The sequence below is a fragment of the Thaumasiovibrio subtropicus genome, from assembly GCF_019703835.1.
In the GTDB taxonomy this organism is placed as follows: domain Bacteria; phylum Pseudomonadota; class Gammaproteobacteria; order Enterobacterales; family Vibrionaceae; genus Thaumasiovibrio; species Thaumasiovibrio subtropicus.
On the sequence record NZ_AP023054.1, the window covers coordinates 386963 to 399096 of the forward strand.

The following is a 12134-nucleotide window of genomic DNA, read 5'->3' on the forward strand; positions in this document are numbered from 1 at the left end:
GTGTCACAAAAATACGCAGTAATCGGTGTTTTGATCACTATGAGCGTAAAGTGTAGACGTGTTACACTGGGCGATTATCAAATTTGAGTAAGGCAGCCGAGTGGCTGTGACAACAACCGGAGCTTACTATGGCCAGTCGTGGTATTAACAAAGTTATCTTGGTAGGTAACCTAGGTAACGATCCAGAAATTCGCTACATGCCGAATGGTGGTGCAGTAGCGAACATCACAGTCGCAACTTCTGAGTCATGGCGTGACAAGAATACAGGCGAGCAGCGTGAGAAAACCGAATGGCACCGTGTTGCGCTATTTGGCAAACTTGCAGAAGTTGCAGGTGAGTACTTGCGTAAAGGCTCTCAAGTCTATATCGAAGGCCAACTACAAACACGTAAGTGGCAAGATCAAAGTGGCCAAGACCGTTATACCACTGAGGTGGTTGTACAGGGCTTTAATGGCGTGATGCAAATGCTAGGTGGTCGCCAAGGCGGTGGTCAAGGCGCACCTATGGGCGGACAGCAGCAAGGTGGCTGGGGTCAACCTCAGCAGCCAATGGGTGGCCAACCTCAAAATCAAGGTTTCGCGCCTCAACAGCAGCAACAATCTGCGCCAGCACCACAACAGTCAGCGCCTCAACAAGCCGCGCCTCAGTACAATGAGCCACCGGTTGACTTTGACGACGATATCCCGTTCTAAAAACTTGCTGGAAATCGCTCGATTAAACCCGGCTATGCCGGGTTTTTTTATACCTGATAGCGAATGATGACTAAGTGAATTGACTTTTTTCTTGAATAAATGCCAGAAAAAGATGTGTTTTCGTATGGTTATAGTCAAGTTTTGGGTAGTAAGCATACGCTGTTTGCATCGGTTTTTTTAAAGTCGGAATCACAGGAACAAGTAGACCCTTCTCAAGTTCTCGGCGCACATTATTCGCGCCAGACAGCAGTATTCCCATTCCTGCTACGGCGGCACCAATAAGCGCTTCTGGGTTGCGACTGGAAAAATTTCCCTTCAGTTTAAGTCGCGTACCGTCCTCAAACTCATGAGGCTGTTCAAAGTCTGGCCCACCAAACAATAAACAGTTGTGTTCAAGTAAGTCATCGGGTTTCAAAATGGGGTCGTGATTTTCCAAATACAGAGGGGAGGCAAAAAAGCCCGGTTGAAAGTCATAGAGCTTTTTGGCGATGTAGCTGGACGAGTTGAAATCTTGTAGCTCACGGCTTATGAAGATATCCAAATTGAGATCAGGTAGGTCTCCGGGCGAAATCGTATGGAGTTCGACTTTGAGCTTAGGGTAGCGCGCCATAAACTCGGCAAGGTAGTTCACTAAGAAGCGACTCCCTATCGTTAATGGGGCCCCGATACGAAATACGCCGCTCACTTCACCATAGGTCGATGTGGTTTCATCTACCAACTGCTGCCAATCGTGCAACAATCCTTGGCTTTTATGAAAAAAAAGCTCGCCAGCGTCAGTGAGTGTCAGGCTGCGGGTGGTGCGTTTTAGGAGTTGTACATCAAGTTGCTGCTCAAGCCAAGAAAGGCGCTTTGAGAGTGCTGAACTGGTCGTATTCAACTGGGACGCGGCTTTAGCAAGCGTGCCTTGTTCAACAACGGTAACAAAGGTTTTTGTACAAGTGATCCAATCCATTCCACGCTCCTAAAAAATGACACCACTATGGTGGCGTGAAATAAGCGATAACTCAAGTGATGGCTCTGACTTACAATAAATGGGGTGAAACTGAAAACAAGATGAAATAACTGCCTGAAAATGCCATACTTTACGCGAACTATTGATACCTAAATGCGATAAGATTCATAACGGACGTTATGCGTATTCGACCGCGCAAAGTCGGCAAGAGCGCCAAAAGATTTCATGAGGAAATATGAGAAAAGCATCAGGGATGAAACTCAGCAACCGTTTGGTTGCCTTTGTCACTGTGGTCGTGTTTGCCGCGATTTTGGTGCTGTTTATCGGTGGGTCAATGAGCTTTCGTTACCTTGCTGATACTGCAGTAAAGAATTACTTTGACGGCATGGTTCAGGTGATTGACGAAGAATTGTCTGATCCGGACGGCGTTCGAAATATTCAAGATTGGCTGCCAAAGATGCTGAAGGCAGGCGATATCATTGAATTTGATATTTCTAACTCGGCAGGCAGTGTTTTTCACTATGAGCAGATTAAGTTCACCGCGTCGACAACAGAACGACATCGTTTATATTATGACCTGACGCTTAACCCTGAATTGCGAGTCAGCATCACTTCGGTTCCCGCCTTCACCTATACCAGCTACTCGTTAGGCGCAATGAGTGCGATCACTTTGGCGATCGCGATCATCGGTATTGGGGTGATTTTCGGCGTGCAGTGGCTAAAAAAGCAGCTGCATGGGTCGGAAGTGTTGGAGACCCGCGGCCGCATGATTCTGGCGGGTCGAATGGATGAATACAGTCAGGGTGATGAGGCGGAGTGGCCTGCGACCGCGAGTTTGGCGCTCGACCAGGTGATTGCGGAGCTGAAAGATGCCCGCCAAGAGCGTAGTCGTTTCGACACCTTCATTCGTACCCATACTTTTCTTGACCAGCTTACCGGGGCGGCCAATCGCGTCTTGTATGATAGCCGTCTCAACTCACTATTGAATGAAAGCGATAACACCGGCGTTGTCGTCCTACTCCAAATCGCGGATTACGATGAATTAATTAGCGATAATGGCGAGCAGGTCGCGGATGAGTTTATCAAGGATATCGCTTTAGTGATTGGCAATTTCATGCAACGTTTTCCTGATGCTGTGTTCTCTCGTTATTACGATGCTGAGTTTGCATTAATGCTAGCAAACCCGGTAGAAAGTGAAGTCTCCGGTTTTATTAATCAACTACTTAAAGCGTTAGAAAAGCTTGACCCTCCAGCCCCTTTAGATGTCGATGACTGGTGTCATATCGGTGTAAGTTATTTTGCCTCTGGTGAACCGCGGGGACGTGTGATGGATGAAGCGGATCGCGCGTTAAAAAGTGCCCAGCTCCAAGGCACCAATAGCTGGTTTGCATTTCGCAAAGAGAGTCAGTTGGATGAAGGTCGAGGCAATGTGCGTTGGCGTACGTTGTTTGATCGCATTTTTGATGGTGAAGGTCCGGTTATCTATCAACAGCCCGTGATGACACATGATGAAACGGTGCACCGTGAGCTATTGGCGCGGATCCGTGACGAAAATGGGGTATTGATCAAGGCATCGCGATTTGTCCCTGTGATGAAGGAAGTCGGCTACATCACTAAGTTGGATCGTTTTATGCTAGAGAAAACATTGTCGATGTTGCCAAGCAGCGAAGGAACCTTGGCAGTGAACATCAGCGTGACTTCATTGTCCCAGCGTGATTTTTACCGTTGGTTTTCGCAGAGCGTTATGCAATGCCCGCGTGAACAGCGGAGTAAGTTGTTGATTGAGATCTCTGAGGCGAGTGCGGTCGCCAGTCTGGACGCATTGCGGCCAGTGTCGAAGTTGATTAACAGCCTAGGCTCAGGTCTCGTGGTCGACCACGCTGGACGTTCCATTGTCAGTATGCACTACATTAAGGAACTTGAACCTAAGTACTTAAAACTGCATCGTAGCTTAGTGAAAGATATCGACCAAAGGCCGGAAAACCAACTCTTTATCCGTAGTATGCTAGGGTCGTGCGCGGATACCAGTACCAAGATTGTGGCGGTTGGTGTCGAAAGTAAGAAAGAGTGGCAGAAATTGCGCACTTTAGGCGTCGAGATGGGGCAAGGCAGATTGTTTGGTGCAGAACTAAGACACAGGCAATAAGCGATTGAAATGTCTCTTAATTGAGAGGTAATTCAAACTGCTGATGCGATAGACTGTTAAATCGTACGAAGTCGTTGTAATTAACTTATAATTATTAATATCTTAACATCGTGAGTCCCTGGTTTTTGTGTCGTAAGAGGGATAAGGAGCGGCCGTGAAAAGTTGGCGTAATCTGTTTGCATCTGGCAATACGTCCGCAAATACTGCCGCTATCGCGGTACTCGCTGACGGTATTTATGCCGTTAAGGGCAAGCATGCCAAGGACCCTGATTTTGTCTGGGGTTTTAAGGCTGTACCAACACAGAATCAGCTTACTGAAGCGCTACGCAGCGTTGTGACTGAGCTCGCGTTGTCTGACGCTGATGTGCATCTTGTCCTTGGCCAAGGGCAGTATCAAAGTTTAACCATTGATAAACCAGATATTCCCGCTGCGGAGTGGTCAACTGCTTTACCTTTTCTAATCAAAGATTTGGTGAACGAATCGCCTGCCAATATCGTTGCTGGTGGTGTATTGAGTAGTATTGGCCATAAACTCCAAACCTATATAACCCACCGTGATCGTGTAAAAAGCTTACTTGACCTCTGCGGTACTGCGGGTGTGAACTTGCAGAGTATCAGTGTCGAAGAAGTGACGCTTGGCTTTACTATGCCGGAAGATCGCAATGAAATGGTGCTGTATCGTCAAGGAAATGGCGGATTAATGCTTGCAGCCTACGCGGAACAACATCATTGCCTGCAGCGACAAGTGCGCGGCATTCAGTCTCCTGTCATTGGCGATGAGGTAAATCCCCTCGTTATTGATTCTTTGGCCCTAGAACTACAGCGTTCGTTGGATTATCTCTCGTCTCAGTTGCGCGATAAGCCTATTACGGCGGTCAAAGTCTGCTGTGATGGAGAGGACAATCAGCGGTTATCTGAAGAGTTGTCTAGTCGATTGAATGTGTCCGTGAATGCGTTGCATGACCGGGAAGATATTCCTTTGCCAATCGGTGTTTTGGTTGCGATTGGTGCGCTTCAATCGGTCGCGGGTAAACCGGCTTCAGATATCTTAAATCTCTACCCAGATGACCTAAAACCAAGCAAAGAGTGGGTCACGCTAAATACCGTGGTAGCAAGTTGGCTCGTGGGTACCTTGTTGGTGGGAGGTGGTTTTGGGTATTTTCTTTGGCAAGAACAGACATATCGCACCCAACTGACGTCTAAGCACGCCACGTTAAGTCAGCTAGATAGTCAATTGGCCGAACTTGAAGCACAAGTTGCGGCGCGCCAACCCAGTGAGAGTGTGAAACAGCAAGTGCGCGTCTTGGAGAAAAGCATTGCCGACATGCAGTCCGCGGTGCAGGCAATAGATGGTCACGATGACAGTTTAACTGTGGGCTATGCTGGCATTATGGCTGACTTGGCCGCGATTCATCGTCGGGATGTCTCTTTGCAAACGATTCACATAGCAGGCCCGCTGATGGATATTCAAGGCATTGCGGCTAAGCCTCAATCCGTGCCAGCTTGGGTACAAGCATTTAAGACACAGCCTAATTTGATTGAAAGAGGGTTTCGTCATCTCGCCATAGAAAGAGATGCTAGTGAGCGTTTGGTTTTCACGCTCCAGACCAATACCGTTAATCGCGCTGAGTGAGGGGACAATCGATGTGGCAACAGTGGTCTGAAAAATTTATCGCGATGTCGAGCCGGGAGAAGTTCCTGATCGCCTTGCTTGGTTGGGCCGCCATTTTGCTCGGTGGTGGTTTGCAGTTACTTGAACCTCAATATCTGTCTACCCAGCAAACTCACACAGATTTACGTGTCACCGAGCAAAGTATTCGCACTCGCCAGCAGCAAGTGGAGCTGGCGCAGTTCCGTTTACAGCAAGATCCCGATAAAGAACTCAACGAAAAAATTGTTCGTTTAGTGTCGCAGGAGCAGGCCTTAAGAGCACAGCTTGAAGATCGTGTCAGTGAGTTAGTTACCCCTAGCCATATGGCCATCGTGGTCGAACAAGCTCTAGAGAAAACAGGGGACGTGAAGCTTCAAGCGATGCGCTCGTTACCTTCTCGTAAGCTCAGAGCGAACCAGGGCTCAGGCTATTATATTCACCCTGTTGAGCTGGTGTTGCAGGGAGGATACAGCGACATCTATCGATACCTGACTGCGTTAGAAGCGATGCCAGTCGTCTTCTATTGGGAAAGTTTTCATTATGAAGTGGATGCACATCCAAACGCGCAATTACGTTTGGTGTTGTACACACTAGGGCCAAGAGAGGTCTTTATCAGTGGCTAGTACCAGCAATATTTTCAGTGGGAAACCGCAGTCGTTGAAAACCTATCTGCATGGATTGGCGGTGGTGATCTTTTGGTGTGCGCTACCAGTGGCGGCAATCACTGATCCAACCTCGCCTCTTGGCGGTAGCGCTGAGCCGGAGTTTAAACAAGAGAGTGAGGTTGCGGTAGTGGTGCCTGTACCGCAACTTGAGAGCATTATTTGTATGTCAACCTGCAGAGCGGTTATTGCGGGGCAAGCAGTGAAAGCGGGCGGATCCGTCAATGGTTATCGCGTGACAGCGATTAAACCGAGTGAGGTGATCTTGCGTCGAGAGCAACAGACTTTTAATTTGGAGTTGTTTCCAAATGACATTAAACAGTAGGAACGTAATGCGAGTAGGGATTATAGCGAGTTTATTGGTGCTTTTGGTGGGGTGCCAAATGGGCCATCAACCGCCGCATGACATTCAACAAGAGCTCAACCAAGCATTGGTTGAAACAGATACCCAAACGCTGGCCACTTTACCTGATGAGGTGAGTGCTGACCTGATGCCGAGTGTATTGGGATTTGAAGGTGTGACGTCAACGCAGCGCACCCCTGAGGAACTGCGGTTTAGTGTCAATGCGCAAGGTGTTGATGTGCATGCTTTCTTTGGAAGCTTGGTTCAAGATACGCCATACAGTGTGGTTGTTCACCCCGGTGTCACTGGGTACGTGAGCTTGAGCTTGCAGTCTGTATCACTGGACGAGGTGTTGGAGGTGATAGCGGATATCTACGGTTACGATATTCAACGCAAGAACAAGATCATTCAAGTTTACCCTTCTGGCTTGCGGACAGAAACCTTCAAAGTTGACTACTTGCAGCTAACGCGTCAGGGGTCGTCAACAACGTCAGTCAGCACGGGATCGTTATCGAACAGTGACACTGGCTCAGGTAGCGGCACGAGCACGCAATCTGGTGGTACTTTGATTAGTACACAATCTGAAAGTGCGTTTTGGGTTCAACTTCAGCAATCGATCAATGCCATTATTGGTGCTGGTGAAGGCCAGACGGTGGTGGTGGCGCCACAGTCAAGTTTGGTTACCGTGCGCGCACATGCAGACCAGTTGCGTGAGGTGCGTCAGTTCTTAGGTTTATCGCAAGAGCGTTTGCGTCGCCAAGTCATTCTGGAAGCAAAAATCCTAGAAGTTACGTTGAGTGATGGCTACCAGCAGGGGATCAACTGGAGCAATATCACCAAGACGATTGGCGGCACTGTGATTGGTATTAACCGACCGACATCCGGCGAATCTTTACCAGGGCAAGACAACATCGGTAGCTTGCTGGGAGGGCAAACCAACATCACCATCGGTGATGGTAACTTTGAAGCTGTTCTGAGCTTTATGGAGACGCAAGGGGATGTCAATGTGCTTTCTAGCCCGCGAGTCACTGCCGCGAATAATCAGAAAGCGGTTATCAAAGTGGGTAACGATGAGTATTACGTTACCAATGTGTCGAGTAACGCCAGTACAGAAAATAACAATGTTGCCTCTGATTTGGAGCTAACGCCTTTCTTCTCTGGGATCTCCTTGGATGTGACCCCGCAGATTGATGATGAAGGCGGGGTGCTTTTGCATGTTCACCCTGCTGTCATTGAAGTCACAGAAGATGTTAAACAGATTGATCTGGGAGCAAGCCAAGGATCAATCACGTTGCCGTTAGCCAGTAGTTCAATTCGCGAGTCAGATTCTATCATCCATGCACGTAGCGGTGATGTTGTCGTGATCGGTGGTTTAATGCGAACCAGTAATACTGACCAAGTGTCGAAAGTGCCGTTACTGGGTGATATTCCCGCACTGGGTCATCTGTTCCGCAATGTTTCGAAGTTAACGACGAAGACTGAGTTGGTGATCTTGATTAAGCCGACGGTTGTTGGTGCGGACACTTGGCAAAATGAAATTGAGCGTTCCCGTAACTTGCTCGATAGCTGGTTCCCTGAGGGTTAAATCATGTACGAAGCGCATTTTGGTTTGAATCAACTACCGTTTGCCATAACGCCCAATACTGCGCTGTTTTATGCGTTACCTCCTCATGTAGAAGCGATCAATACTGCGCTTGCAGCGTTGAACATGGGTGAGGGTATTATCAAGATTAGCGGTGAAGTAGGAACGGGAAAAACTTTGCTTTGCCGTATGTTGATCAAACAGTTACCTGAGCACTATGCCTTAGCCTACATTCCTACGCCGAGCCAAAGTGGTGAAGCGTTACGTCGCGCGGTCGCGCGTGAGTATGAGTTAGATGCCGATTCTGAAGACCTTATCGATGTACTGCATCGTCAATTGATTGCGTTTCGCCAATCTGAGCAGCGTGCCGTTGTGATCATTGATGAAGCTCAAGCGTTGTCTTCTGAAGCATTAGAAGCGATTCGTTTGCTTGCTAACTTAGAGACAGAACAAGAGAAGCTTATTCAGGTGATCCTGATTGGGCAGCCTGAACTCGACCAGCGTCTCGGACAGCACGATTTGCGCCAGTTACGTCAACGAATTGGTTTTAGCGCGAAACTGCGCCCACTGAGTTTAGCTGAAACGCGCGCGTATATAGAGCATCGTCTCGAATGCAGCGGTCAGGCTGTACCACTTTTTCAGCTAGCGGGATATCGGCTGCTCTGGAAGGCAAGTCGAGGCATTCCCCGCCTTATCAATATTCTCTGCCATAAGGCAATGCTCCACGCGTTTGCCAATCAAACTCGCTACATAGAACGTAATGCCATCGTAGCCGCGGTGAAAGATACTGAAGATGCTCAGCTATCTGTTGTCGACAACATGCTCGCTTGGGCTTGGAGGTAGTGATGAGTTCGATAAACAAAATGCTGCAACAATTGTCTGAGCGAGATAACCCTGGTGTAGAAAAGCCAGCCTTACAGCCCGCTTACATCACACCAGTACCTTCTCGTTGGCCAAAACGCGTGGTCAGTATTGTGGTACTTGCATCGGTAGCTGGAGGGGCGTGGTGGCTAGGGGCGCGAGGTAAATCTATTCAAGCTGAAGTGTTGCCAGCGTCACAACCGCCAGTAGCGATTGTCGAGCCTGCCAATAATCCGCCGCAGCAAGCGTTGGTCGATGTGACTGCTGAGATTAATATACCAGCGACTGACGATGCCGTGCTGGTTAGTGATGATCACCAGACACTTTTGCAACAAAGCCTACTTGATGAGCCAGTGGATATAGTGTCGGCTGCTGCAGCAATAGCTGACACAGAAGAGGTGATCATTGGTGCAGAGATCGAGGAAGTTGAAAAGCTTGTGCCTGTGCCAGATAGCGATCCTGTGTCTCTTGTCGGGGTGAAAGTCGTTGGTAAAGCCGGCAGTGACGAAGGAGAACCCATTGTTGTTCGTCAACCTCCGAGTATTAACGCGATAAGGCGTTCATTAGAGAAAGCGCCATTGTTACGTTTACCAACCGATAGTAAAGCGATGGCATTGACGACACCCAGTGATCAAGCACCGATAGCAGAACGTGATTTACAGCCGCAGTTGTCGACAGCTTCGACACCAGCGGTGACGTCGTCTACCGCGCTTGTTCCTGCGACGTTAGCTACGCTGCCTGCTGAGCTGATAGCAGAGCCCATCACGTTACCTGCAGAGCCAGCAGTGACAACCGCGCCAGTTGAGCCCGCATCCATCAATATAACCGTAGAGAACATGTCGCCAGCCCAACTCGCTGAACTGGCAATAAGCCGCGGCCAAACGGCGCTCGGGCGCGGAGATACGCAGAAAGCACTGGAAGAGTACCAAAATGCGCTGCGTTTTACGCCGCATCGTGAAGATCTTCGATCGCAGGTTGCCGCGTTACACTATGGCCGCCGTGAGACGCGACAAGCCTTGGATGTTCTGCAAGTCGGGATTGTACGAAATCCACAGAGCGAGTCGTTACGTTTAACTATGGCGAAGTTGTTATCTAAAGAGGCCCAGACGCAAGCAGCACTTGCAGTATTAACGGTATGGCCGAAAGCACCATCAACTGAGTATGCAGCGATGCGTGGCGCATTGGCACAACAGCTCAACGACAATGATATCGCCTTACAAAGTTATCACTTTTTGACACGCCAGTACCCCGAAGATGGGCGCTGGTGGTTGGGGTTAGCAATTGCTTCCGATAGAAAAGGTAAAGCGGAAATTGCGGAACAAGCGTATTTAGAAGCGCAACGTTTGGGCGGTGTTTCTGATGCGACGCAAGCCTTTGTTCGTCAGCGGCTTTACGCGTTGCAGCAGTTGCGGACAACGAAGGAATAACATCATGGCAATTAAACTCCGTAAACGTCTCGGTGATCTGCTGGTAGAAGAAGGCGTCATCAATGAGCAGCAACTGCAGCACGCGCTGAGCGCCCAAAAAGGCTCAGGCCGTAAACTGGGTGATACCTTAATTCAGCTTGGTTTTATTGACGAAGAGCAGATGCTGGCCTTTTTGTCCGAGCAGCTCGGGGTACCTTTAATTGACCTTAGCCGTTTTGGCGTTGATGTCGATGCTGTGCAGCTGCTGCCTGAAGTGCATGCTCGTCGTTTGAGGGCGTTGGTTGTTGGTTACAATGGTGATGCACTGCGGGTAGCGATGAGTGACCCTGCCGACCTTGGAGCCCAAGAAGACTTGCTCGCACAGTTGAGTCAATATGATGTCGATCTCGTTATTGCAGCAGAAGGCGACCTGATTCAAGCGTTTGACCGCTATTATCGCCGTACGAAAGAGATTTTATCTTTCGCTGAGCAACTGCAGGCGGAGCACCAAAATGAGAGTACTGACCTCAGTTTTGGGGCCTTGACCGATACTGATGATGACGATGTTACCGTTGTAAAGCTCATCAACTCTCTATTCGAAGATGCCGTACAAGTTGGCGCATCTGACATTCATATCGAACCCGATAAAACCACACTCCGCATTCGTCAGCGTGTAGACGGCGTCTTGCATGAGACGTTGTTGAATGAAGTCAATGCGGCGGCAGCCTTGGTGTTGCGTCTGAAATTGATGAGCGGCTTAGACATTTCAGAGAAACGGCTGCCTCAAGATGGCCGTTTTAATGTGACTGCCCGAGGCCACTCTGTCGATGTACGTATATCGACACTGCCTACGGAGTACGGTGAGGCTGTGGTGATGCGTTTACTTGATCAATCGGCGGGCATTTTGAGTTTGGATGAAGTGGGGATGCCCCCGCACATTCTAGATCGCTTTCGTCGTCAGTTACGTCGACCTCATGGGATGATTTTGGTCACAGGGCCAACCGGATCGGGTAAGACGACCACGCTATACGGTGCTCTCAGTGAGTTAAACAAACCGCAGAAAAAGATTATTACGGCAGAAGACCCTGTCGAGTACCGCCTGCCAAGGGTGAGTCAGGTGCAGGTTAATCCTAAGGTCGGTCTTACCTTCTCTAAAGCGTTGAGAACATTTTTACGTCAAGACCCCGATATCATCTTAGTGGGGGAGATGCGTGACGAAGAGACGGTGGAGATTGGCCTACGTGCCGCATTGACGGGGCACCTCGTCCTTTCGACCCTTCACACCAATGATGCCGTTGATAGTGCGCTGCGTATGATAGATATGAATGCACCTGGTTATCTGGTAGCGAGTTCGGTAAGAGCTGTATTGGCTCAGCGTCTTGTTCGTCGAATTTGTCCGGATTGTATTCGTGAGGAGCAGCCAGACAAGTTGCAATCAAGCTGGATAGCCAGCCGTTTTCCCGACCTTAAGCATCATATATTTAAACGTGGTAGTGGTTGCCAAAACTGTAATTTGACGGGGTATAAAGGGCGGATTGGTGTCTTTGAACTTCTGGAAATGGATGTCGATATGATGGATGCATTGCGTGGAAATGACGCGGTGCAGTTTGCCCAGAAAGCGCGCGTAAGTGAAGGTTATAAGCCGCTGTTAGATTGTGCGATGGAACTGGCACAGCAGGGAAAAACCACGCTTGAAGAGGTGATGCAATTGGGAGAGGGTGAAGTGTTGACGAATCAGCTCGATTCGCAGCCTAATGTCACGCCCAGCGTGCCGACTCAAGCAGCAGAGAAAAAAACACAGTCCGTTAATGAGTTAGCGACCCACTCATCGGGAATTCA

At 49.0% G+C, this 12134-nt stretch carries 9 protein-coding genes and 1 pseudogene; 9 read left to right on the top strand and 1 reads right to left on the bottom strand.

Going from position 1 to position 12134, the window contains the following annotated elements; genetic code table 11:
* Window positions 1-128 precede the first annotated feature (128 nt).
* The gene (locus TSUB_RS01880; RefSeq protein ID WP_087016744.1) at window positions 129-692 is read left to right on the top strand and encodes a single-stranded DNA-binding protein; all 564 of its coding nucleotides are present in this window, start codon (window positions 129-131) and stop codon (window positions 690-692) included.
* Between the two features lie 70 nt (window positions 693-762).
* Here the strand turns inward: TSUB_RS01880 and TSUB_RS01885 are convergent, their stop codons facing one another.
* The gene (locus tag TSUB_RS01885; protein WP_087016741.1) at window positions 763-1644 is read right to left on the bottom strand and encodes a LysR family transcriptional regulator; all 882 of its coding nucleotides are present in this window, start codon (window positions 1642-1644) and stop codon (window positions 763-765) included.
* Window positions 1645-1879: 235 nt separating this feature from the next.
* On the opposite strand from TSUB_RS01885, the gene csrD reads away from it, so the two are divergent.
* The 8 genes and pseudogenes from csrD to TSUB_RS01925 form a co-directional block, all read left to right on the top strand.
* Complete coding sequence (gene csrD / locus TSUB_RS01890; protein ID WP_087016739.1) at window positions 1880-3790, top strand: RNase E specificity factor CsrD; 1911 nt, start codon at window positions 1880-1882, stop codon at window positions 3788-3790.
* 154 nt (window positions 3791-3944) lie between these two features.
* Window positions 3945-5423, top strand: coding sequence for a hypothetical protein (locus TSUB_RS01895; protein ID WP_087016737.1), 1479 nt, complete (start codon window positions 3945-3947; stop codon window positions 5421-5423).
* An 11-nt stretch (window positions 5424-5434) separates the two neighbouring features.
* Window positions 5435-6064 carry a hypothetical protein gene (locus TSUB_RS01900; RefSeq protein ID WP_087016735.1) on the top strand — a complete coding sequence of 210 codons (630 nt, stop codon included), beginning with the start codon at window positions 5435-5437 and terminating at the stop codon, window positions 6062-6064.
* Window positions 6057-6428 carry a hypothetical protein gene (locus TSUB_RS01905; protein WP_087016733.1) on the top strand — a complete coding sequence of 124 codons (372 nt, stop codon included), beginning with the start codon at window positions 6057-6059 and terminating at the stop codon, window positions 6426-6428. Before TSUB_RS01900 ends, TSUB_RS01905 begins: the two co-directional genes overlap by 8 nt.
* Before the next feature lie 7 nt (window positions 6429-6435).
* Window positions 6436-8031 (top strand): pilus (MSHA type) biogenesis protein MshL, encoded by a 1596-nt coding sequence (gene mshL / locus TSUB_RS01910; protein WP_087016731.1) that lies wholly within the window; start codon window positions 6436-6438, stop codon window positions 8029-8031.
* A gap of 3 nt (window positions 8032-8034) precedes the next feature.
* On the top strand, window positions 8035-8871 hold the full coding sequence (locus TSUB_RS01915; protein ID WP_087016729.1) for an ExeA family protein: 837 nt from the start codon (window positions 8035-8037) through the stop codon (window positions 8869-8871).
* A 2-nt stretch (window positions 8872-8873) separates the two neighbouring features.
* A complete protein-coding gene (locus TSUB_RS01920) occupies window positions 8874-10316 on the top strand; it encodes a tetratricopeptide repeat protein (protein WP_087016726.1) in 1443 nt (480 codons plus the stop codon).
* A gap of 4 nt (window positions 10317-10320) precedes the next feature.
* Window positions 10321-12018, top strand: a pseudogene (locus TSUB_RS01925) (GspE/PulE family protein); the annotation flags it as partial.
* Window positions 12019-12134: the final 116 nt, after the last annotated feature.